Origin of the sequence: Rothia sp. HMSC067H10, from assembly GCF_001810635.1 — a bacterium.
In the GTDB taxonomy this organism is placed as follows: Bacteria; Actinomycetota; Actinomycetes; order Actinomycetales; family Micrococcaceae; genus Rothia; species Rothia dentocariosa.
Genome location: NZ_KV802279.1, coordinates 30,204 through 54,049 on the forward strand (window position 1 = coordinate 30,204; position 23,846 = coordinate 54,049).

The following is a 23,846-nucleotide window of genomic DNA, read 5'->3' on the forward strand; positions in this document are numbered from 1 at the left end:
TAGCGTGACGGATTTTACGAACTATGCGGATGCACCAGCACCAGCGGGAGAAGCGCCGAAGACCGCTTCCTGTTCACGCACAATATCGAGGAGCTCGCGGATCTGCTTGATGTCGAGCACAGCGCTGGGGTTGAAGTAATTGATCTGAATGCCCGGGGCGTTGAGCTGTTCCGCGAGGGTCAGCACCTCAATCGCATGCGCTACGCGCACCTCAATCGCGGGGTCAATAGCGGCAACTTCAATTGGCGAGGTGAACGCCAGCATATTCGTGGGGTTGCCTTCATTATCCGGGACGAATGCGGGGCCCTGTACCTTACTCTTGGGGTCGATGGCCACCACCAGAATAGAGTTTGGTGCCACCAACGAACCGAGAAGCTGCTGCATATTGTCGTTGATAAGAGCCATTTTCGCGCCGTCGTTGCGGGGCGAGTTCACAACCCACTGCACCTGGGCGCGCTCAATATAGCATTCGTGGTTGGAACCCGGATCTATCGCAATCAGATCAAGGTCGGGGTTGCTCAAGAAATCCATGAAAATCTTGACGGCGGGTTCGCGCAGAATCAGCTCGTCATCGTCGGAGTTTTCACGCATGTAGCTTTTCGAAACATACTCTGCCGACGAGAATACGCATAGCGCCTGCATCCCGTTTTCAAGGCGAATAACCTGGTAGCGCAGCTGCGATTCGGGACCAATATCAAGGTGCCCTGCGGGAACAATAGTTGAGCCGGAAGCATCCACGAGCAAATCGCCGCCGAGCATGGTGCGCACTACGTTAATGAGGGTTCGTTCTTTGACGTCCTTCTTGAAAGCTTCGAGTGCAGCGGCGAGGTAGGGATTGGGAACCTCGTAATCGGTTTCTTTATGCAAGCCCGAAACATCACGAGCTCGACCGTGCATACGTTCGGTTGCCCAAGCGGGAATACGCTCGGAATCGCGCGGGAACATGTGCAGATGCTCGCGCACATCCGAAGCACTCAGGGTTCCTTCAGTACCCCAGTTCTCCGGTTCTTCGTCGCGGTTATAAGATGCCCCCACACTGAACTTTGGTTCGGGCCAGTTATTGGCCGCCACCACCACAGATGCGGTAAACCAGGTGCCGCAGTTGCCGTCGTAGGCGGCGCGCTGGAGCTTGCGAAGATCGGGCAGTACGGGCGAATCTTCCTTGAGGGGACCCACCGAACCGATGTACTCTTCGCCGTCACGGAATTCACGCACGCGAATATAGACCTGCCCGGCGAGGGGTTTTACGTCGAGGATCATCTCGCTCCACCCGGGCTCAGCCTTGACGACATCAAGAAGCCAGCTACCGATACGGTTGAGCGCATCCTGGGTGCGGGCGGCTCTACTCGTCGGTTCAGAACGTCGGGTATCCGTCATGGTTTTCCATTCCTTTATCGTCAGCTTGCATCTTAGATCCCGGCGGGAAGCTACCCGCTACTCTATTGATTTTAGCGAAGCATCCGCCGTCACGCCGATTTATAACGTCATGATAGGTTAGGGAACACACTTTTGCGTGTGTGCTCTAGCATCGGTTACCGAGTTGTCTCTTGTTCAAATTTTTTCTCCATCCGACCCACAAAATTGGTACAGTTTGTGGGTACTCACACCAAAAAGGTTGTTACCCTTAACCTATGACGAATTCTTTGCAGGATCTTATTGACGCATCAATCTTTATCTCGACCGAATACCAGGCGCGGTTGGCTGAACTCATTGGGTCTGCTGACTACGACGTAAACTTCGCCGAACAGTCCCTCACGTTCAAGGCCGCCGATCCGGTGTCTTTTCAACCCTACCTGCTCGGTACCGAATCTGAAAACCGTGGAACCTGGATTTGGTCGTGGCAGCAATTGGGATATTTTCCAAATGCGGTAGTCTCAGCGGCGCTGCAGGCGCGAGATGCCGGTGAACGCGATTCAGTGCTGGAGCTGAGTACCGACGAAATTCCGCTCTCAGAGGGATTGGCGCGTCGCCTGACTCTGGCAACGAAAACGGTGACCGGTTTATACGCTCACTATCCTCTGCCGTCGGGGTCTGTGCGGGCGTGGAGCCTGATTGACAGCCCCGAATTGACCCTGGATGCGCCCACGTACAAAGGTGTAGGGCGCGTGATTGCGAAGGCTCTGCAAAGCGAAGATATTCACGATCATCCACTCGCCGTTAATTCTTATGCGCGTCAGCGCGGGTTCCATACCGCCTGGGATACCGAGGCCACCGTGGTACTCACCATGACCGACGGCGCCCTGCGGCTGTGGTTCGATGAGGGGCGCATCAGCGGTATTGAGCGCGCGAAGCCCGAGGTTACCGCCCAAGAACTTGCGCAGCTTGCCGCAGAGGCTGAGCAGTACCGTGCGGAATTGGCGGCTGAACGCGCTGAAGTTGAGCAGGCTGCCGCCGCCGAGGCTGCAGAGCAGGTGGCTCTGCGCGAACAGCAGTCGGCAGAGCGTGCGGCGGCACGTGCCGAAGCCGAGCAGGCACCCACCGCGCAGAAGCCCGAGGCAGCACAGGCAGCAGAGAGCACCCCCGCGCAGGAAAATGCACAGCAGGAAGAGGCAGCACCGGCTCAGCCTCAGGCTCCTGCGGCGGCCGCAGAGCGCACTGTACCCGCTGGCGCATCGCAGAAACCGGTGGCGGGTGTACGCACGACCGAGAACCTCTACCCGGATACCGAGGCTCCCTTCGATCAGGATCCACGCGAGGATTCCGAGCACGGTCGCGTAACGGTCAATACCCTACCCGGCGATGTCGTTCCGAACGCTGCTGCGGCACAGACCGGCACACCTGCGGGTCAGGCTAAGGCGACGAAACCCAGTGCCTCCGATACCTCGAATTCCCGCACATCGATCACCCCGCGCGCAGCTGGCAAACCCGGCGCGAGTGCAGGCCAGGGACAGACCACTCCTCAGCCCGGCGCACAGAAGCCCGCTGCGGCAGGTGCCCAGCAACAGCCGAAGCAGGCACCCAAACCTGCCGCTTCAGGTACCGACGCATCCGCACCGCAGACCGAGAACACCCCGGCAACTGCAATTCCGGTGATCGAACCCGCCGAACAGAAGGCTGATCAGCACGAGGAGCAGGAGCAGACTCAGGAAACCGGCAAGAAGAAGGGCTTCTTCTCGCGGTTCTTCGGTCTGTAGACAACGCGGTACCAGCAGGTGTACAGGGTCTTTACCCCGTACCTGCGGCATATTATCCTGACCCAGGAATTTCATCATTCCGGTGGGGTGCAACGCTGTATTATGTTGCGCCCCATCGGCGTTTAATAGGCGACTCGCCTCCGCCAGTCGGCGCCTCGTACTCGTGCGCGAGAGTGCGGTAGGAGTAGAGTTGTTAGAAGTTCACATCTCATCTTTCGTTCACAGGTAGGGAGGATCCCTCACACTATGGCGCAGAACGCTCACAGCGCTACAGCATCCACATCCGCACCAGGCACGGCGGCACACGCTGCACAGACCCGCAATGGTTTTATCTGCCTTTTCACCACCTACGCGATCTGGGGTATGCTGCCGCTGTATTTCTATCTCATGGCGTCTTCGTCTGCGCTGGAGATTGTGCTCTCGCGTGTGATTTTTTCACTGGCATTCTGCGCGGTTCTGCTCCCTATTTTCCGGTTGACCAAGCCGTTTAACCAGGCGGTGCGTACCCCGCGCACTATGGGTATTTTGACGGTCGCGTCTTTGCTGATCGGCGCGAACTGGATGATCTATGTGTACTCCACCACGCACGGGCATACGATTGACATGTCGCTGGGGTATTTTATTAACCCGCTGGTCTCCGTGGTGTTGGGAGTCGTGTTCCTGCACGAGCGGCTGCGAAAAATTCAGTGGGTCGCTATCGGGATTTCGACCGTGGCAGTGCTGATTATGAGCGTGGTGTACGGGCAGATTCCGTGGCTGGGATTAGGCGTTGCCTTCACCTTCGGAACGTATGGGCTGCTCAAGGCGCGGGTGGGGTCGAGTGTGCATCCGGTGGTGTCGCTATCGCTTGAGACTTTTATTTTGCTTCCGGTGGCGCTCATGGTGCTGTGGTGGATGAATACGCAGGGACAGCTCACGTTGTTTTCGCAAGGCCCCGGGCATTTCTGGCTGCTTGCTTCCACCGGCATTGTCACGGTAACTCCGCTGGTTCTTTTCTCAGCGGCGGCGCGAGCGCTGCCTCTGTCGGTGATCGGCATGGTGCAGTATATGGGACCGACCATTCAGTTCTTCCTGGCGCTCTTCGTGCTGCACGATAGGATTACCCCGGATAAGTGGATTGGCTTATCTCTAATTTGGGTGGCTATCGTAATTTTCACGGTGGATGCGGTGCGCGCCTCACGCACTTCGCGCCCGTCGAAGCTCACGGCGGTCGAGACCGGCATGATCCCTATTGTGCAGATTTCTCAGTCCTCTGAGGGCGGCGATGACCGTGAACAGAACTATCTTCTGGACGCGGTGCAGCTCTCGCCCGAAGACACCGAAGATTCCGCAGCGAGTGCCTCCGACAAATCCTGAGCCCTTGCCGTATATGCATAAAAGTGTTGGCACGAGAACCGGTCAGAGTTCTCATGCCAACACTTTTTATTCGCGCCGAGTGCGCGAGTATTCTATATTTCTACGTACCGGGCACAGTCCGCAGACCTGCCCGCGCGCGTAAACGGTATTATTCGGTGGCTGCCTGCTCGACAGCATCATCCTCAGGTTCTTCGGGGTGCCTGCTCAGGTTTACGAGGGCAAACACCAGGCCGCCCCAGATAATGAGGATTGCCACGATCATCATAGCGATAGCTGCACCGCTCATTATGCCTCCTCACCCTGTGTTTTTGCATGTGCTTTCAACGCGGCATCGTCCACATGCGTGTGGGCGAGTTTACCGCCGATAACGGGCGGTGCCGGAGGTTCCTCGGCAGCACGTGACTTATGCGACCACGGCAGGAATGAAATCACGATGGAGCCAATAACCAGTAATGCCACCATGCCCCAACCGAAGATGCCGAGCAGATCTGCTGGGTAACCTCCGTAGGGTTTATTAATGGTCTTCACGAGCGTGGAGATCAGGCTGTACCCCAGGATCAGCGGGGTAACGCCCGCTAAGAGAATCATCCAGATCCAACCCACTTTGAAGGAGGAAACAGAGTTCAGGTGCTCCCGCAGGGTCGGCAGAGCCCGCACGCCATAGGTGATCACGACAATAGAGGTGAGACCAGCGGCAAGAATGCCAAAGTTATTCACGAAGGTATCGAGTATATCCAGCATGTACAGGCCGGATGCGGTGGGCATCAGCAGTGTCGAGATAATCGCCAGCGGGATAATCACGATCATAGTCGAGGTCAGGCGTGAGGTGCCTGCTTTATCCTGTACACCGGCGATAATGACCTCAAGAATTGAGATGAGCGAGGTGAACCCTGCGAAGAGGAGCGAACCGAAGAACAGGAACCCGATGAGCGCTCCCGCCGGAGCCTGCGAAATAATGGTGGGAAAGGCAATGAAAGCCAAACCTATTCCTTCTTCGACAACTTTATCCACGGCGATACCCTGTGCCTGCGCCATGAAGCCCAGCGCCGCGAACACACCGATACCCGCCAGCAGCTCAAATCCGGAGTTGGCGAAGCCCACGACGGCACCCGAGCCGGTCAGGTCGGTCTTGGGCTTCAGGTAGGATGCGTAAGTCACCATAATGCCAAAGCCAATGGAGAGCGAGAAGAAGATCTGACCGTAGGCGGCGACCCACACCTCGCCATTAGTTAGCGCACCCCAGTTGGGAGTGAACAGGGTGTTCAGGCCGTTCATCGCGCCGGGCAGGGTGAGCGAGTACGCAACCAGACCCACGAACATAAAGATCAGCAGAGGCATAAACACCACATTGGCGGCACCCACGCCTTTTTGTACGCCCAGCGCCATGATGACGATCAGGGAAATCCACACCAGCACGAGCGGAATGAGAATGCCGGGGTTAAAGTCAAAGGAAAGCTTCGGATCCCCCACTTTCAGGAAGTCCTTCATGAAGAAGGTTTTCGCGTCGCTGCCCCACTCCTGGTTGAATGAGAAAATCATGTACCGCACTGCCCAGGCGATAACTGCGGCATAGTAGATGGCAATAACCGCGCTAATGCCCATATGCCACCAGCCGATAAACTCGGTTTTGCGGTTGAGGCGGCGGAATGCCAACGGAGACGATGCGCGCCCGCGGTGGCCAATCGCGTAGTCGAAAAAGAGGAAGGTGAGTCCTGCGGTCAGCAACGCCACGATGTACGGGATCATGAAGGCGCCGCCACCGTTCTTGTAAGCAACAGCGGGGAAACGCCAAATATTTCCCAGACCAACAGCTGAGCCGATGGCGGCAAAAAGGAAGACCCTGCGGCTGGAGAAGCCTTCACGCTTCGCCGGGGTCTTGGCGGGTTTTGTACCCATGATAGTGGTTACCTCGGTCTAGATGTTCATGTATGCACGTCACGCGACGATGCGCCTTTGAGGGTAGACGGAGCATGTCGTCGTGAACGGAGGCGCGCTAGGGTTTGGGCGCGACTCTCCGGGTGCTCTGTGCTCTCAATGATGTATGGGCACAGACGTTCTTTAGGTTTACCTGATGTAGGCTATTTGGTCAATGATAGCCCATCATGTGGGATTCTGTGGGATTTATGAGGGGAATGTAATAGATAAACGCAAGCATTTTTAAACTAATACTTCTCGATCTTCAGCCCTCACGGCCTCTCATGCCGAGCAGCAGGTGCATCCTGGAAGAGACCGGATTTATCGGTACTTTTACGGCTCTCTACCTTTGAACCCCTCAAGATTCCCACCAGAATTACCGTGAATCCGCACAGCGGAGCAACCCCGAGGGCGAGTTCGGTACGGCTCACCACATCCAGCGGCATGTGCAGCAGGAGCAAGGCCAACGCAGCCGCACAAACCCAACCGCTCACATATAAACGGTGCATATTCAAGGCAATAGCCAGATTTCCGGCGAGCACAAGCACGGCGATAATCGCGGATTCAAGGGTCAACATAGCAAGCATCATTCCGGGTGCAAGACCGGCATATTTAGAGTAGAAAATGTCAAAGAGAAAAGGTCCGATAAGATAGGCAAGCAGTGCGCCGAAAACGCCGATTCCCAGGACCCACAGACACGGGCGTGCTAAAGCGCGCAGTGGGTGATCTTGGTGCTTTAAGAAAGCCGATATGGCGACCCCTTGAAAGGCCTGAAGCGGCATCATAATCGGCGAACGTGTAACCCCAATAGCAGCGACCAAGGCATTGAACTGTGCGCTTTGATCCTGCGTTGTGAACTGTAAGAAAAAGGGAAACGCCGTCATAAGAATCGATGCACCGGCGGACGAAAGCATGAGCATCACAATATTTCGTGTGTACCGCCGCGAACTAACATCAATGCTCGCGTGCCAGACGCGCCGCCCGGTACGTGAAAATACGACGCACGGAAGCCAGATCAGCGAGGCGACGACAACGGCGGTCTCAAATCCGAGCAGGTGCCACGACAACACTACCGCCGCCAGTGTTGCCGCCAAACGTATCAGTGCCTCACCGCTACCTAAAACGGCGTAAAAATACCAGGAATCCCGCCCTGCGGATGCGCCGCTAACCGCAGCGTAGACGGCGTACATTACGACGCCAAACTCTATCAGTACAACACTCATCTGCGGGTAGGTGGGGAAAGCAGAGGACCACAGCGGTGAAGTCATGACGACGATCGCGGCAATACCCAGGCCTAACAGGGCTGCCACGGCGGAATATGAAAGTCTATTGGTGTGTGTTCGTGATTCCGGATTCTGCAGAAGGGACGCCCCGACTGCCCGCGTTGTTTCCTGCTGAATAGCGCCGGTTATGCCGTAAATTCCGAACACGAGAGGCCAGAATGCGGACTGAAACTGCCTAAATTCACTGTGCGATAAAAAGTATGCAGCAATAACCGATATAGCAAACGTTGCCGCAGCCGCTATAACCGAACTGAAGAATATTGCGGCAGATTGATATGCGGTAACGGTCTTGTGGGCCATAGTTTCCCTTAAAGAACTCTATCGAGTTCAGCTCCACCTGGGCGTTCTTCACACACTACGCTGCATCGATATACACATTCTCGTGAAGAAGTCTTCCTGAAGCAACCGTATCACGCAGTTTAGCCCTCGCGATGCACCACGGCATGCGCGAAGGATTCCAGCGCCGCCTTCGCGGTGGAATCCGGCAGCGGCGCAATGGCCGCGATCGCGCGATCCGCCCAATTATAGGCTATCTGCCACGCTTCCTGCGTGACCGGATGCGCGGCGAGCGCGGATACGGCGGCGGCAAGCGCATCGTCACTCGAGAGGTCTGCCTCAATGAGTGTTCGAACCTGACGGGCTGATTCGTCCCCGGCCTCTGCGGCACGGTTGAGCAGGATGGTCGGCAGGGTCGGCACGCCCTCACGCAGATCGGTGCCCTGGGTTTTCCCGGAGGACGCACCATCGCTGACGATATCAATCACATCATCGGCGAGCTGGAATGCCACGCCCACGAGTTCGCCGTAGGTGGCGAGCATCTGAATAACCTCTTCGGAGGCGCCCGCCAAGAGTGAGCCGTACTCCCCCGCCGCCGCGATCAGCGAACCTGTTTTCCCTTCGATCACGGCAATATAGTGATCGAGAATATCTTGGTTCTCGCGCGGGCCGGTTGTTTCGTAGAGCTGTCCCAGCACCAGGCTTTCGAAGGTTTGCGCCTGAATTTTCATGGGTCGCGTACCCAGATCGGAGACCAGCAGCGAGGCACGCGAGAAAATGAGGTCACCCGTCAGGATGGCGACGGAATTTCCCCAAATGGTCTGGGCGGTATCGACTCCGCGGCGTTTGGGCGCATCGTCCATCACATCGTCGTGGTAGAGGGTCGCTAGATGGGTGAGTTCGACGACCACTGCGGCCTCAATCACGTCGTCGTTAATCTGCCCGTCCACGGCGGCGGCAAGCAGAGTCAAGAGGGGACGCACGCGCTTTCCACCGGCGAGCAGTAAGTGTCGGGCGGCAACATCGGCGAGCTTATCGGTGTAGCTGATAGCCTCGGCAAGCCGCTCTTCAATCCGCGCCAGTGAGGTAAGAATCTGGGGGCCAAGCTGCGGGTCGGACGCAATGAGCTCAAACCCGGCGGGCAGGTTGAAATCAAGTCCTGCCATCAGGTCGGTGGCTGCAATGGATTGCTCTGAGGTGCTCACGATGCCTTCTCCGGTGTGTTGGTGCGTAGCTGTATACTGTGTGTTGCTCAATGATGATGTGCTGAGTGTTAGTTTTGGGGTTTGAAACCACGGTGAATGGCCACAATTCCGCCGCTGAGATTACGATATTTGACGTCCTGCCAGCCCGCCTGCGCGAACTTGTGGGCAAGGGTTCTCTGATCCGGCCAATCGATAATCGACTCCGCCAAATATACATAGGATTCCGGGTTCGAGGAGATCGCGCGCGCTACGGGCGGTATCGCCTTCATAATGTATTCCTTATACACCTTACCGAAAGGGGCGAAGGTTGGGGTTGAGAATTCCAGTACCACGATGCGCCCGCCGGGCTTAGTAACCCGGTACAGTTCGCTCAGCGCACGGGGATAGTCTGCAACGTTACGCAAACCGTAAGACATGGTGACGGCATCGAAGCTGTCGTCTTCGAAGGGAAGGTCGGTGACATCCGCCCGCACGAAGGTCATATCGGGGCGGCGTTTGCGCCCGACCTCCAGCATTCCTTCGGAAAGGTCCGCGGCGATAACATCAATCCCGGCGTCGGCGAAAGGCTCAGATGAGGTTCCGGTACCGGCGGCAACGTCGAGGACCTTCTGCCCGGGATGCGCATCTACGGCGGCAACGGTCTGCTTGCGCCAGTAGATGTGCCGTCCCAGCGATAAGATGCCGTTCATCAGGTCGTAGCGCTTCGCGACGGTGTCAAACATGGCGGCGATATCGCCGGTCTTCTTGTCAAGGGTTGCGCGGGTACCCTGAACATTTTTCTCTACGTTGCTCACGCCTTCAATTGTGGCATGTTCTGCCGCCCGTGGGGTAGTTGAGCACCTCCTGATGCGTCATCTGAGGTGGCGAACACTTTAACTCACGAAAATATGCACTCTTGTGCCCGGTGTTGCGCACGTGCAGCACGTTTCTCCCGCCGCCCGCCACGGCGCGACAGTATTCCTGGTTTTATGCATACTATGCATACATAATTCTTCATTTAATCAGAAAAATAGTGAATATTTATAGGCATACTTGCATTCTTTATCGCACAGGTGCACAATGGAAAACATCAAAATTTTCTACACACGGAGCACACCATGTCGATTTTCACCGCAAAACCCAACCTCAAAAAGTCCCTCGCGATCCTCGCGCTCGCACCCCTCGTCCTCACCGGATGCGTCTCAACCGCATCCGACGGCGAAAACGGAGAGGTAAACCTTATCAACAACGGCGTCCTCACCGTCTGCACCAACACCCCCTACATGCCCTTCGAATACGAAGAAAACGGAAAAATCGTAGGTATCGATGCAGATATCGCAAACGCTATCGCCAAAGACCTGGGCGCAGAAGCACAACTCACCTCCATCAGCTTTGAAGGCCTCGATTCGGGTACCGGGCTCACCAGCGGACAATGCGATATTGCGCTCGCGGGTATCAGCGTAACCGACGAGCGGAAATCCAAAATGGAATTCACCGACGTTTATTTCGAAGACAACCAGGCAATTCTGGTTCCCAAAAATTCCAAGATCTCCTCCGTCGAAGATCTTAAGAACGCCAAAGTCGGCGTTCAGCAGGCAACCAGCGGCGAATCCTATGCCAAAGAAAAAGGCGCGGACGTTGTGCAGTACGAGGACAACGAACTCATGTTCTCGGCATTGAAGACCGGTCAGGTGCAGGCCGTCTCGGCAAACCTCTCGGTTATTTCTGAGGCTCTGACCAAAGACCCCGACTCTTTCAAGATCGCCTATCAGACCTCGGAAAATGCCGACCAGATTGCCGGTGCGGTAGCCCCCGAAAAGAAAGCCCTGCTGGATAAAGCAAATAAGACAATTCAGCAGCTCAAGTCCAGCGGCGAACTCGATAAGATCAAGGAAAAGTGGACCAAGACTAAGTCTTCGCCCTCATCCGCATCTTCATCCAGCGCAAACTAACCGCGATTAGCGCGGTGCGCGTACGTTCGCTAACGTGCGCCGCGCATCCTGAATATCACGATCAACACAGACTACGTTAGTGTAACGATGGCACAGAATAAACTATCTCCCCGCAAAAAACAGGCTATGTTCCGGTACTCCCAGTATGCTCTGCTGGCGGTTATCGCGGTTCTTATTATTGCCCTTGCCGACTGGAAAACACTGTCCAGCCAGGTATTCAACCTTGAGGTTGCGCAAAAGCAGTTCCCGAACGTTATTACAGTAGCGCTCAAGAATACCCTGATCTACACGGCCCTGGGTTTCGCCGTGGGTCTAAGCCTTGGCCTTATCCTGGCACTCATGCGTATCTCATCGATCGCACCCTACCGGTGGCTGGCGACAATCTATGTCGAAATTTTCCGTGGCATTCCGGCGCTCTTGGTGTTCTTTGCCTTCGGCTACGGCATTCCCCTCGCCTTCAAAATCCGGTTTGTCGATAACCTCATTCCGGTAACACTCTCCCTCGGACTGGTGTCCTCTGCCTATATCAGCGAGGTGCTGCGTGCCGGCCTACAGGCGGTTCCGAAAGGTCAGTATGAGGCGGCACGGTCGCTGGGCATGTCGCACACCCGGGCGATGCTCTCGGTAATTATTCCGCAGGCATTCCGCATCGTGCTCCCCCCGCTGACTAACGAAGTTATTCTGCTGACTAAGGATTCCTCCCTCGTGTACCTGCTGGGTGTACAAATCGCGCAGTACGAGCTGGCGAAATTCGGGCGTGAAGGTATTACCGCATCCGGCGCAGGGCTCACTCCCCTAGTGGTTGCGGGCCTGTGCTACCTGATTATTACCGTGCCGCTGGGGCAGCTATCCGCATATTTTGAGAAGCGCACGGGCGCGTCACGCAAGTAACCACGACAAAGACTTTGGGAGATTGTCATGACTGACACAGTAACATCGGCGGCATCGGTGAGCATCACGGGGCTACATAAGTCTTATGGTAAAAACGAGGTGCTACGCGGTATTGATATTCAGGTTGAACCGGGCGAGGTCGTCTGCCTGATCGGCCCTTCGGGGTCGGGTAAATCAACGCTTCTGCGATGCGTAAACCTGCTCGAAGAGCCCAACGCAGGAACCATTACCGTGGGCGGTGTCGAGGTAACCGATCCGGATGCCGATATTAATGCCTTGCGCACCCGCATGGGCATGGTGTTCCAACAGTTCAATCTGTTCGGGCATCTGAGCGTGCTTGATAACTGCACGATTGCTCAGATTAAGGTCTTGGGTCGTGATCGTGCAACGGCAGAGAAGATTGCCCGCGAACAGCTGGCAAAAGTGGGGCTGGCAGATAAGGAAAATGCCTACCCGAGTAAACTTTCGGGCGGCCAGCAGCAGCGTGTGGCGATCGCTAGGGCGCTGTCGATGAACCCCGAACTCATGCTCTTCGACGAGCCGACAAGCGCGCTCGACCCCGAAATGGTGGGCGATGTTCTTACGATTATGCGTGATCTCGCCGACGAAGGTATGACGATGATCGTGGTGACCCACGAGATGAGCTTCGCCCGCGATGTCGCCGATAAGGTCGTCTTCATGGCGGATGGCGTGGTCGTCGAAGAGGGACCCGCCGAGCAGGTGATCGGCAGCCCGCAGCATGAACGTACCAAGACGTTCTTAGCGCGTGTGCTTGATCCCACCCACGTGGATGAAACCCCCGCAGATCAGGATGCGGCAGCAAACGCCTAGCCCGTTTGCCCTGTTTCAGACCAGCCCCGCAGATACGTTTTCCTCCAAGTGCTCCGTGAGGAAGGTATCTGCGGGGTTTTTACCGTTTCACAGAAAACCTGCTCATAACAGCTTTGCCTGTTGGGGAGAATATACGACAATGTCCCGTATCCGTCGCTGGATACGGGACATTACCGTGCTTAAAGGGATTTATTTATTTCTAAGGCGTTGTGCCCTAGACCTGTTCAACCTCAATAGTGATATTAGGCTCCGGATATGATTCTCCGGTCAGCATAATGACCATCAGAGTTGAGTCTTCGAGTGCCGTTACCGAGTGCAACAGCTTTGCCGTGGTGTGGATGAGTTTACCGGGTTCCAGAATAATGCTCTGCCCCTTGGTACTGTAATCAACCTTGCCTTTAAGCACCTGCACGACCACCGGATGTACACTGTGGTGTTCGTGCCAAGATTGACCGGCCGCCAGCTCCATTAGGGTGATACTGCCGCCATCGGCATCAAGGATTTTCTTTGCCTGCGGCTTAGTCTCAAAGGGGGTAAGAACTTCGGTGAGCTGTGGGAAAACAATCACACGCCCTTCGTGAGTACCCGCCATGAGTTCTAACCTTTCGCCGATGATGGTTGTTCTTTTAGGATACGCGCATCCTAAAATTTGCATGAACTATACTAAATTCTATGCCCGTTTTACGAGCGTAGGCAAACAGTGACATATATATTTCATAACGTGATACGGCCCTAGTATTCCCACACGCGCGTATAGGGAGAAGATACCTGGTTACGCGGGCGCAGAAGCCGCACCAGTATCGCCGTGGTGCCCGTGCTAACCGCCAAAATCAGGCAGGTTGAGGCAACGAACACTCCCCCGGGCATAGTGGAAAACATGGTGACCGCATACATCGCGACCGCGCAGAAGGAGAGAAACAGGCTTGCAATCGTCAGCAGCGGCACCGCAATGGCTCCCACCACGCGAGGGGTCGGTGCGTTGAATTCTGCACGGCGCAGGTAACGAAGAACACCCAAGCCGAGAACGGTCCAGAGCGCAACTACCAAAATCGCACTGATAACATCCGCTGGGCGATGCCAGCCGTTAATAATGGTGGATGCGCCCGTAGCGCAGGTCGCCATCGCCGCCAAGACCGCAATCGTGGGTCGAAGCGCGCGAGGCGCTGCGATGAACAACGCGGCACCTGCAGAAGCGGCGAATGCCGTGTGTCCGCTCGGCGCGGAGTTCAAGAGGGCTTCCTGAATACCGAAATTAGGCTTGGTAATCACATAATTCTTGAGAACGTGGACGCTCAAACACGCGCCCGTACCCGCAAGAATACCCACGATAGCGGGCAGGATGCGGTGCTTCCAGATCAGCCCAATAATAATGCCGATCACCGCGATTACGCCGGTAATCGTCGGCAGGTTATCGAGCGCCGCCAGGGTGGGACGCTGGTATTCCGCGAACTGGCTGGCATATTCGGTAAACGCATTTTCGTCGAGCTGCTGCCCGGTACGGCTGTAGATGAAGAACTGGAACGTGGCGTAGAGCAGGGCACCGAACAGCACCATAACGCCCAGGTGCTGCGCTACAACCTTGGTGCTCGGCGGATCATTTGGAATGGGTGCTTCTGCAGGAACGCCTGCCCCGGGGGCCGCTGGGTTCGGGCGAGCGCCGTATCCGGCATAGTTCGCGGCGCTCATCGTCGGGTTAGCGGCGTGGGGATGCGCGGCGGCATTGTACTGCGTGCCCGGGGGCGTGGTCTGCATACCGGGAGCACCCGTTGGCATGGCGACCGTGGCGGGGGAATCAGCTGAAGGTGTTATATCCGGCTGCACACGAGTTTGCGGCTGGGCGGCACGCGTGTGCTGAACGTAGTGAGCACGCGGATCCTGCGATGCGCTGATGGCTTCGGTTGGAGAATCGTCAAGAGCGTCGAGGGCTACTGTGTCAGAGCTTTCACGGGGTTTAGGCGCCTCGTGCGGGTTTGGGATGGCGCGGGTTGCGTCCGTATCTGGTGAGGAAGATGGCAGGTCCTGGAGGTCCAGAAATTCGGTCGCATCATCATCGGTTTCATAGGAAGATTGGATGCTCGATAACGGAACCGTCGCATCGGCATCGGCACTGTCGTTATCGGCTAAAGTCTGAGGAGATAGAATACGCGTAGCATCGTCCGTGTCATTTGAGGTACTGGTATGGCGAGGAACATGACCACGCGATGTGTGAGGACCCTGTGACATACTTTTTCCCTCCAAAATGTCTGTGATGCGGTGTCTGTAAACACGACATAGAAAACACTATCTCAGGTTAAGCTATGAAAAATACGTGTTTTCTAAATTCCAAGCTGGGAGTTTACCGAGAATACCTTAAGGAGAAACGCCATGTCATCCGTGCCGCCGTTGGGATACGGGTTCATCACTGAGGGCTTAGCTTTGCCGCCGTTAGAGCAGGTTTTACGCGCCGTTCGAGTGGTTGATATTCCCATGCGGGTGACCTTCCGCTCAGTCAATCGGCGCCAGAGTGCGCTGATACAGGGTCCCGCCGGATGGGGCGAGTTCGCGCCGTTTTTAGAGTATGACGATCATGAGGCGGCGGCGTGGTTAGCCTGTGCGTTAGAGTCCGCCTGGCTGGGGGCGCCGCCCGTTCGACGAACCACTATTCCGGTGAACGCGACCCTTCCCGCGGTGAGCGCCGAGCGGGTTCCCGAAGTGCTGAACAACTATCGTGGAACCATCCACGAGCTTAAAATCAAGGTTGCTGAAAAGGGGCAGACTCTCGACGATGATATTGCCCGCGTTGCGGCGGCGCGGCGTGCCCTCCCGAACGCGCGGTTAAAGGTGGACGCTAATGCGGGGTGGAGCGTCCCCGATGCTCTCGAAGCCCTTGCGGCGCTGAACGAGTACGATCTGCTTTATGCCGAGCAGCCCGTCGCCACGGTTGAGGAGCTTGCGCAGGTGTGTGCCCTGGTGCGCGAGCACGGCCTTTCGATGCTCATCGCCGCCGACGAATCCGTGCGTAAGGCTAGTGACCCTCTCAAGGTGGCGCAGGCGCACGCCGCCGATGTGCTTATCGTCAAGGCGGCGCCTTTAGGCGGGGCTCGGCGCGCACTAAAGATCGTTGAACAGGCGGGTTTACCCGCGGTGGTGTCTTCGGCGCTGGAATCTTCCGTAGGTATCGCAACCGGTGTGTCTCTGGCGGCGGCTCTGCCGAATCTTCCCTATGCGTGCGGGCTGAGTACGGTCTCACTGATGAGCGCCGATGTGACCGAAAATTCGCTGCTTGCTCGCGATGGCGAACTCCAGATGCGGCAGGTTGCACCTACGGAATCGGCGCTGAGTCGCGTTGAAGCAGAGAGCGAAGTGCGGGATGCCTGGGTGGAGCGCATCCGACGGTGCTACCTGGTGCTTCAGGAAGCCTTGCACACGAGTCTTTAGCCAGGTATGTTCTGAACGCTCTGGTCAGTGTTCTGGGGGCTAACTGCCCGTTTAGGGACCCCATATTCTTCACACGCCCAAACACCGGTCTAGAATAGACGGGTGACTGAAAACCCCGACCGTGCCGACACCGTTCAAACTCCCCCCGCTCCAGACTCCATGCTCTCCGCCGTCGCCGTGCTCGATTCCCTGATTCGCGCGGGCATGCGGCATGTGGTGGTTTCCCCAGGTTCTCGAAGCGCTCCCCTGGCGTATGCGGTTGCGGCGGCCGAAGAGGCAGGTGCGTTGGTTGCCCACGTGCGCGTTGATGAGCGCGTGGCAGCGTTTACGGCGCTGGGTATCGCGAAAGCTTCGCGGCTGCCCGTGGGGTTAGTGTGTACCTCGGGAACGGCGCTGGGTGAGTATTTGCCCGCCGTGATGGAGGCTTACCATGCCGGGGTTCCACTGGCGATCATGAGCGCGGACCGTCCCGTAAGGCTGCGTGGAACCGGTGCTAATCAGACGACGGTTCAAACCGATTTTTTCTCTCCCTTTGTGCGTGCAAGTGCTGATTTGACCTCGTACCCCGAACATAATCCTGGGCAGCAGACTGCCGATTTTATGGCATGTTTAGCGGCGCTGACCGGCAGCGATGCGCAAGATTGGTCGCGCACAAGCGATAAGCCCGTGGGGCCGGCGCATATTAACGTGTGTTTCGACGCCCCGCTCACACCTTCGGCTCGGACAGCCGAGATTCTTCCCACCTGGGCCGCATCGCTTGCCGAGCATATTGCCCCGGGGGCCGCATCGTACCCCGTTGAGCTTGAGCCTGCGCAGCTGAGTCCTGCCGAGAAGTTTTGGCTGATGCAGCATGAACAGGCGGTTCAGTCCTCGCCGCTTAAACCCGAAGACGCACCAGACTGCCCGAAAACGGTGGTGATCGCGGGAGACGGTGCCGGGCCGTTCGCCGCTGAGTTTGCCCGCGCGTTGAATCTGCCGCTGCTGGCGGAGCCTTCTTCGCAGGCGCGGCACGGCGCTACCTCGATTCCCCAGTACACGACGGTACTCGGGGAACATGCGGCTTCCGAGCTGGGGCAGAGCATCGAGCGAACTATTTTATGCGGGCATCCTACGCTTTCGCGCGCTATTTCTGCGCTTTTAGCGCGTACCGATGTGCAGCATGCCTACTATGCGCCTCGGCGCGCCAGCTGGTATGAGCCTGGGGTTCGTGCCATTCGCGAGATTGATTCGCCCTCCGAACTTGAAGCCTTTGCGCTTATGGGATCGGGCATGCGAGCCGATGATACCTGGCTTGATGCTTGGGTCACTGCCGGACGGCGGGCTCAAGAGGCATCGCTCACGTTGATCGAAGCCTATCGTTGTGCCGAGTCTGAAACAGTGCAGCCGCAGGCCTCTGCTCCATCCGAAGAATGTCACCAAGACGGTGCACATACTTCTCAGCCTGCTAGAATTCCCGCTCAGACGCTTGCACTCCAAACCTGGAATACATGCGCACAGCAGCGCCGTACCCTTGTCGTCGGCTCGTCGAGTATTGTGCGCGATCTAGATATTATCGCCCCCGCTCTTGGTGCCGATGCGCCCGCACGGGTTCTCGCAAACCGCGGGCTTTCCGGCATTGACGGGCTTATCGCAACGGCTGTCGGTGTTTCTTTAGCGGGCTACTACCCCACCGGCAACGCACGCACGGCTGTCGATGCTTCCGCCCATGTGGCGGGCGCGCCGATTCCGGTTATCCTCATATGCGGCGATTTGACCTTTCAATACGATATTTCTGCACTGAACCTGCCCATGACGGAGCTTCTGCCCGATCTTGACGTCGTCGTCTACGACGACGCCGGAGGCGGCATTTTCACCGCGCTGGAACACGGCGCTCTCGCCCAGAATCCACAATTTGCCCGCGCCGTCGAGAGGTTCTTTACGGTTCAGGCGGCGCCGAATACGGATTTGGAACGCATGGCGGCGGGCTTCGGTGAGGAGTCAGGTATTCGGGTGCGCATTCACCGCCCGAACGATATTTTCGATACCCAGGCTTAGTGCGCCTTGCTCCTTCTAAGACTCACAGAGTAAAACCTCCACGCAGGAACGCACCACAGCCTCAAAATGGTACGTACTCTATGCGGAGGTTTTCAGAAATTCTTATGAATATGACGATATATGTCATACCCGACTGTCATATGTCTGCGCTTATGCTAGTGCAGGATGCCAATCGTGATAGGACCGGTGTATCCGGTGGTTTCAGAGCTGTCGGTAGGCACCTCGGTACCTTCAAGCTGCGCCATACGATCTAGCAAGAACCGGGTAGGTCCGGGTGCATATGGCAGGTGATACATGGCGGCGGTGGTACTCGCATCATTCGGGTCAATAGTCGAATGACGAATAGCATAAATAGCCTTCTTCATGGTCTCCTGAGAGCGCTCCACAAAATCACGCTCTACGGGGTCGCCGCAGCCGGGCACGTATACGCGGTAACGATCAAGCTCAAGAAGCGCGCCTAGGGTCTCTACCCAACGATCGGGGAAAGAATCTTCAAAGGATGGGTCGGTTCCCTGCTCCAGCAGACCACCCGTAAAGAGCACATCGTCGATACCCACCAAGATATCGCCCTCGGTATGTCCCGGACCCAAGTAGATGAGGGTTGCCGAGCGCTCCCCCAGATCAACCGGGGTAAAGGTAATGCCTTCCCCGCTTTGAGCAACCAGATGATTAGGCACCACGATATCGGTTGCCGCTCCCTGGTGGTGTGCCATCTCAGGTTCTAGGGTCTCCACATACAGGCGCTGCCTATCCCCGTATTTCTTGATAGCGCGCGCCGCCCGCGGGTGCGACCAAAACTCTTCGGTGCCCATAGCCGCAAAAACGTCGTTTCCGAAGTAACGCTCGGGGTGTGCATGCGTATTGACGACGACAAGAGGCATACGGGTAATACGACGAACCTCATCATAAATTTCGGTTGCCTGTCGAGGTCCTGCACCGGTATCGATCACGAGTGCTTTCTCAAGACCGAGAATGAGTCCGGTATTTAGACAGTAGTTATCGGTTGCAATACGATAAACACCGTCCGCTAGTTCAATCGTGGTTGCCATACTTCTAACGGTACTCGACTTTACCGTCAGATACGGAATATTTTTATAAAGGTTTGATAACAAACTTGCGAACGTCTATCACGAAGTTTCCCGTGAGATTGTTATTATTTTGTTATTTTTTGTCGAATCCTATGGCGTGAGGCACTTTTAGAGGTGCCGCTAGGATTAAAACCATGAGCTTACACAGCAGCAGCACCGCCCAGGATTCTTTTGCAATGCACGCTCCTGCTTCACCAGGCGCGGGCAGGTACGCACCGTCCCCCTCTGGAGACCTGCATTTGGGCAATCTGCGCACCGCAATTCTCGCATGGCTTCTCGCACGACAAGAGGGACTGCGCTTTGTGATGCGCATCGAAGACCTCGATCGCGTGCGCCCCGGTGCCGCCGAACAGCAGCTTGCCGATTTAAAATCTTTGGGGCTCGATTGGGATGCAACGCCTGGCGAAGACCCGAGGCGCCACGACCATGTTTTACGCCAGAGCACACGACTTGCCGCCTACGATGCCGCCGTGCAGAAACTCCAGGATGCGGGGCTGCTCTACGAATGCTATTGCACGCGCCGCGAGATTTTGGAGGCAACCTCAGCACCGCACGGCATCCCCGGCTCCTATCCAGGGACATGTCGCAATCTGAGTGATACCGAGCGTAAATCTCGCCGTGAGATACGCCCTCCCGCCCTGCGTTTGCGCGCCGAAATCAGTGAATTTACGGTACAGGATATGTTTGCCGGTGAGTACACGGGCGCCGTCGATGACGTGGTGGTTCGCCGCAACGACGGCACCTACGCCTATAACCTAGCCGTCGTGGTCGATGACCATTATCAGGGCGTGACCCAGGTGGTGCGCGGAGACGATTTATTATCTTCCGCTCCACGCCAGGCATACTTGGCAGCACTCCTAGGGTATGAACCGCCCCACTATGCCCACGTCCCCCTAGCCCTCAACACGGAAGGTAAGCGTCTAGCGAAACGCGACGGCGCGGTAACACTAAAGCAACTTCGGGATGCAGGGTTTGTAGAGCCCGATATTTTGGAGTGGATTCGCGCCTCTATTCCCATTCCTGATGCCCCAAAGTTCCCGAAATCGGCGCAGGATTTTCTGGAATACTTCGATCCTAAAGCCATGAGCCCCAAGCCGTGGATCGTTACAAATCCTTTAGATTTATAAGAAGCAAAAGCATCACCACACGCCACCCGTTCACGTTGTGGTCAAAGCAACCTCAAGAGCCGCGAATTTTCGGGGTTGTTTCACCAAAATTTCCCACATAAAACCACGCTTTACCACGGCATGCCTCGTATGATGTGAATATATATTCAGTAGTATGCAAACACGCTGAATGCATTACGAGTTGGTAAATCCATTCCGAGCGGTTAGACTGTATCCCAAGCCACTCATAAAGTCATAGAGTTGCGCATAATTACACAGATAGTTACGTGACGGAATCCCAACCACTAGATAGGAATGAGAGATGACCGACGGTACGTTCCAAGTCATCGCACTGGCGATTTACTTTATCGCCATGATTGTGATTGGTCTGTGGGCAAACAGTAAAAATAACGACCTTGACGACTATGTGCTTGGAGGACGACAGCTCTCCCCCACCGTCGCGGCTCTCTCGGCAGGCGCCGCAGATATGTCCGGCTGGCTCCTGATGGGTTTGCCCGGCGCTGTCTATTTAGCCGGTCTTTCCAAATCATGGATTGCTATCGGTCTGACAATCGGCGCATGGATCAACTGGAAATATATTGCACCCCGTCTGCGCAGCTACACCGAAGTCGCTGGCGATGCCGTTACCGTCCCTGTGTTCCTCAGCAACCGGCTGCACGATAAATACAATATTCTGCGTATTTTTGCAGGTATTATTATCCTCGTCTTCTTCACCTTCTACGTCTCCTCCGGCATGGTTGCTGGCGGTAAATTCTTCGAGTCGTCATTCCACCAGGACTACCTCACCGGTATGCTTCTCGTCGCCGGTATCACCATGTTCTACACCTTCTTCGGCGGCTTTATGGGTGCCTCCTACACCGATATGGTGCAGGGTCTTCTGATGCTCGCCGCGTTGATTGCTGTGCCGATCGTGGCTATTACCAATATGGGCGGACTCGACCACGTCACGGATGCCGTCGCCAACGTTCGCCCCGACGCCCTGGGACTTTTCGCGGGAACTACGTTTATCGGCATCGCTTCGGCGCTCGCCTGGGGCCTAGGCTATTTCGGACAGCCGCATATTATCGTGCGTTTCATGGCGCTGCGCACTCCCGAGGATGCGAAAGCCGGGCGTCGCATCGGTATGAGCTGGATGCTCCTGACCGTGGTAGGCTCCATCAGCACGGCGTTCGTGGGCGTAGCCTACTTTGCAACCCACCCCGAAGTTTCTCTCACCGATAAGGAAAGTGCGGAGACAGTCTTCCTGGATCTCGCGCAGATTCTCTTCCACCCCTTTATCGCCGGTATGATTCTGGCTGCCGTTCTCGCGGCTATTATGTCCACGCTATCCTCGCAGCTAGTGGTCTGCTCCTCGGCTCTCGTGGAAGATCTTTACGGTGTCTTTGTGAAGAAGAAGCTCAGCTCAAACCAGTCACTCTGGCTTGGACGTGCGGGCGTAGCGATTGTGGCGCTCATCGCGACTCTCATGGCGCTCGATAAGAACAACTCGATTCTCTCGCTCGTGGAGTTCGCATGGGCAGGCTTTGGTTCGGCTTTCGGCCCAATCGTGATCCTCTCGCTGTACTGGCGTAAGCTCACCCTACCGGGTGCGGTCTCGGGCATGGTCGTGGGTGCTGTCGTCACCTTCTTCTGGCGTCAGATCTTCAACCTCACCGAAACGATCGATGTTTACGAGATGATCCCCGGGTTCTTCCTAGCCTTCCTGGTGACCGTCGTGGTCTCTCTGGCTACCTACCAGAAGAACGAAGAAATTGAACAAGAGTTCGATAAGGCCGCAGAGCTCGCCAAGGCTGGCTAAGGTCTGAACTTCTGCTCACAGATTTGCCCCGACCCGTAATGCACGGGTCGGGGCAAATTTTTAATATTTTCAGCTCTAGCCTCTGGCTAGGGACTAATTCACACGGCTTTTAGAGCGTGCCCGCCATCAGTTCCTGGCACCATTTCTGGATCGGGTGGCTCGCCTCCAGCAAGGCTCTACGCAGGATACGGTACGTTTTCGCATCCGTAGCGTCATCAACGTTGAAGAGTTCCTGCTCAATCTCGTAGCGCGGCTCTCGCAGCTGGTCGAGATGCTGCAATTCGTCCAGCGTCAGCACGCGCACCACCCCATAGTTGTACCCCGTGTGCTCGTTATTCTCGGGAACATACACGCTCCGGGCGAAAGAGGGGCTGTCCTCCTCAAAAATCGTGTTCTGAAAGTTCGTGGTGTCGAGATATGCCGAATCCTCAAGATTGACGGGGCCGGCAAAATGCGAATCGGAGAAATCGACGGAATCGTTATAGATAGAATCCCCGAACGTGGCCTCCTGCAAATAGGTCGAATGCCAGAACCATGCCCGACCGTAATAGACGCTCTTGCTCAGGTTCGCACGCCCGCCATAGGTGCACCGGTCAAGATCGGCGAAAGTCGCGTAGGTGCTCAAAAACAGGTCTGCGCCGCGCCTGTAATCGCAGTTCCCCAGACTTGCGTGACCCACATAGGTGCAGCAGGCAAGATCGGCGTGCCCCTCATAAATACTGTCGTTCAGGGCAGCCTCGCCCCAGTAGACGTTGTAGCTCAGGCTGGCGTTGGCACGGTACACGGACTCGCTGAAATCGACGTTCCCGCGGTAGTTGCAGAAGCTCGCGTTAACCCCTCCGTTGTATGTGGAACCCGAAAAATCGGCCTCTGTGTAGTAGGCGGAATTGCTGCAATCTAAGTACCAGGTGTAGGTGGAACCCGAAAAATCGGCTTCAGCGTAGTAGGTGCACCCACGCAGGTTCAGACGTCCTTCCCATTGCGAGCGCCCAAAGCTGACCGGATAGAAGAACACGCTGCCCGAAAAGTCGAAGGAGAGGCGGCTCCACGGTCCCGGTCCCTCATAGCGGGTCATAACCCGCAGGTGAATGGTATCGAGAACGGTTTGGCGGAACCGCGCCTCAGCACGAAATTCGGCTTGTTCGGCGCGGAAGCGTGCTTTTTTCTGGGAATCCCAGCGTTTTTTCGGTTCTCGGTTGAGCCGCATGTAGTCTTTATGCCTGGAGGCGGGCAGGAATGGGGCATAGATGCACGCGCAAAATGTATCGATAATAACCTGTGCCTCGGCAAGGCGCTGTTCTTCGGGGGTTCGATTATCTGCAAGCCACTCATCGGCAAGACGCACCAGAGCGTTAAACCCTCCCACGCGCGTGGCAAATCCACTCTCCCCTAAAAGCGCGGTCGCCGCCGCATACCGTTCATGCCGCATTGCATGAAGGTGGATGAGGGAATCATCGGGTGTTGCAGAAGTTCGCGACGTGTACTCTGACATATTCTTCTGTCCTTGGTGGCTGGGCGGGCATAAATAGGCTCTTCCAGCATCTTATAGCAGGAGTGGATG

The 23,846-nt window shown here is 56.3% G+C and carries 19 protein-coding genes; 9 read left to right on the forward strand and 10 right to left on the reverse strand.

Going from position 1 to position 23,846, the window contains the following annotated elements:
- Positions 1-21: 21 nt before the first annotated feature.
- Positions 22-1,377, reverse strand: coding sequence for an SseB family protein (locus HMPREF2756_RS00960; RefSeq protein ID WP_070617300.1), 1,356 nt, complete (start codon positions 1,375-1,377; stop codon positions 22-24).
- A 254-nt stretch (positions 1,378-1,631) separates the two neighbouring features.
- On the opposite strand from HMPREF2756_RS00960, the gene HMPREF2756_RS00965 reads away from it, so the two are divergent.
- Both HMPREF2756_RS00965 and rarD read left to right on the forward strand, forming a co-directional pair.
- Positions 1,632-3,134, forward strand: a complete 1,503-nt coding sequence (locus HMPREF2756_RS00965) for a DUF6882 domain-containing protein (protein WP_070617302.1) — start codon at positions 1,632-1,634, stop codon at positions 3,132-3,134.
- 246 nt (positions 3,135-3,380) lie between these two features.
- Complete coding sequence (gene rarD / locus HMPREF2756_RS00970) at positions 3,381-4,490, forward strand: EamA family transporter RarD (RefSeq protein WP_070617304.1); 1,110 nt, start codon at positions 3,381-3,383, stop codon at positions 4,488-4,490.
- A gap of 148 nt (positions 4,491-4,638) precedes the next feature.
- Here rarD and HMPREF2756_RS10875 read toward each other — a convergent pair whose 3' ends face one another.
- From HMPREF2756_RS10875 to HMPREF2756_RS00990, 5 genes are all read right to left on the reverse strand, one after another.
- Positions 4,639-4,776: a methionine/alanine import family NSS transporter small subunit gene (locus HMPREF2756_RS10875; protein WP_080513847.1), complete on the reverse strand. Its 138-nt coding sequence runs from the start codon at positions 4,774-4,776 to the stop codon at positions 4,639-4,641.
- Positions 4,776-6,386, reverse strand: a complete 1,611-nt coding sequence (locus HMPREF2756_RS00975; protein ID WP_004005400.1) for a sodium-dependent transporter — start codon at positions 6,384-6,386, stop codon at positions 4,776-4,778. Before HMPREF2756_RS00975 ends, HMPREF2756_RS10875 begins: the two co-directional genes overlap by 1 nt.
- A 290-nt stretch (positions 6,387-6,676) precedes the next feature.
- Positions 6,677-7,987 carry a hypothetical protein gene (locus tag HMPREF2756_RS00980; RefSeq protein ID WP_070617306.1) on the reverse strand — a complete coding sequence of 437 codons (1,311 nt, stop codon included), beginning with the start codon at positions 7,985-7,987 and terminating at the stop codon, positions 6,677-6,679.
- 119 nt (positions 7,988-8,106) lie between these two features.
- Positions 8,107-9,168, reverse strand: a complete 1,062-nt coding sequence (locus tag HMPREF2756_RS00985; RefSeq protein WP_070617308.1) for a polyprenyl synthetase family protein — start codon at positions 9,166-9,168, stop codon at positions 8,107-8,109.
- 68 nt (positions 9,169-9,236) lie between these two features.
- Complete coding sequence (locus HMPREF2756_RS00990; protein WP_004005403.1) at positions 9,237-9,962, reverse strand: demethylmenaquinone methyltransferase; 726 nt, start codon at positions 9,960-9,962, stop codon at positions 9,237-9,239.
- Positions 9,963-10,265: 303 nt separating this feature from the next.
- Here HMPREF2756_RS00990 and HMPREF2756_RS00995 point away from each other — a divergent pair, with 303 nt between their 5' ends.
- From HMPREF2756_RS00995 to HMPREF2756_RS01005, 3 genes are all read left to right on the forward strand, one after another.
- Positions 10,266-11,099, forward strand: coding sequence for an ABC transporter substrate-binding protein (locus HMPREF2756_RS00995; RefSeq protein WP_070617310.1), 834 nt, complete (start codon positions 10,266-10,268; stop codon positions 11,097-11,099).
- Positions 11,100-11,186: 87 nt separating this feature from the next.
- Entirely contained in the window at positions 11,187-11,990 is an 804-nt protein-coding gene (locus HMPREF2756_RS01000) for an amino acid ABC transporter permease (protein WP_013397707.1), read from the forward strand.
- Positions 11,991-12,017: 27 nt separating this feature from the next.
- A complete protein-coding gene (locus HMPREF2756_RS01005) occupies positions 12,018-12,821 on the forward strand; it encodes an amino acid ABC transporter ATP-binding protein (protein WP_070617312.1) in 804 nt (267 codons plus the stop codon).
- 214 nt (positions 12,822-13,035) lie between these two features.
- Here the strand turns inward: HMPREF2756_RS01005 and HMPREF2756_RS01010 are convergent, their stop codons facing one another.
- Together HMPREF2756_RS01010 and HMPREF2756_RS11380 are read right to left on the reverse strand one after the other, a co-directional pair.
- Positions 13,036-13,413 (reverse strand): cupin domain-containing protein, encoded by a 378-nt coding sequence (locus HMPREF2756_RS01010; protein ID WP_246825772.1) that lies wholly within the window; start codon positions 13,411-13,413, stop codon positions 13,036-13,038.
- A 140-nt stretch (positions 13,414-13,553) separates the two neighbouring features.
- Positions 13,554-15,044 carry a phosphatase PAP2 family protein gene (locus HMPREF2756_RS11380; protein ID WP_246825773.1) on the reverse strand — a complete coding sequence of 497 codons (1,491 nt, stop codon included), beginning with the start codon at positions 15,042-15,044 and terminating at the stop codon, positions 13,554-13,556.
- 141 nt (positions 15,045-15,185) lie between these two features.
- Here HMPREF2756_RS11380 and HMPREF2756_RS01020 point away from each other — a divergent pair, with 141 nt between their 5' ends.
- On the forward strand, positions 15,186-16,238 hold the full coding sequence (locus HMPREF2756_RS01020) for an o-succinylbenzoate synthase (RefSeq protein ID WP_070617315.1): 1,053 nt from the start codon (positions 15,186-15,188) through the stop codon (positions 16,236-16,238).
- 102 nt (positions 16,239-16,340) lie between these two features.
- The gene (gene menD / locus HMPREF2756_RS01025; protein WP_210393481.1) at positions 16,341-18,272 is read left to right on the forward strand and encodes a 2-succinyl-5-enolpyruvyl-6-hydroxy-3-cyclohexene-1-carboxylic-acid synthase; all 1,932 of its coding nucleotides are present in this window, start codon (positions 16,341-16,343) and stop codon (positions 18,270-18,272) included.
- Positions 18,273-18,427: 155 nt separating this feature from the next.
- Here menD and HMPREF2756_RS01030 read toward each other — a convergent pair whose 3' ends face one another.
- The gene (locus tag HMPREF2756_RS01030; RefSeq protein ID WP_070617317.1) at positions 18,428-19,321 is read right to left on the reverse strand and encodes an MBL fold metallo-hydrolase; all 894 of its coding nucleotides are present in this window, start codon (positions 19,319-19,321) and stop codon (positions 18,428-18,430) included.
- A gap of 173 nt (positions 19,322-19,494) precedes the next feature.
- Here HMPREF2756_RS01030 and gluQRS point away from each other — a divergent pair, with 173 nt between their 5' ends.
- Both gluQRS and putP read left to right on the forward strand, forming a co-directional pair.
- Positions 19,495-20,487: a tRNA glutamyl-Q(34) synthetase GluQRS gene (gene gluQRS / locus HMPREF2756_RS01035; RefSeq protein ID WP_371440697.1), complete on the forward strand. Its 993-nt coding sequence runs from the start codon at positions 19,495-19,497 to the stop codon at positions 20,485-20,487.
- A gap of 301 nt (positions 20,488-20,788) precedes the next feature.
- Entirely contained in the window at positions 20,789-22,285 is a 1,497-nt protein-coding gene (gene putP / locus HMPREF2756_RS01040; RefSeq protein WP_070617319.1) for a sodium/proline symporter PutP, read from the forward strand.
- A 109-nt stretch (positions 22,286-22,394) separates the two neighbouring features.
- Here the strand turns inward: putP and HMPREF2756_RS01045 are convergent, their stop codons facing one another.
- Positions 22,395-23,777, reverse strand: a complete 1,383-nt coding sequence (locus HMPREF2756_RS01045; protein ID WP_070617321.1) for a hypothetical protein — start codon at positions 23,775-23,777, stop codon at positions 22,395-22,397.
- Positions 23,778-23,846 lie beyond the last annotated feature (69 nt).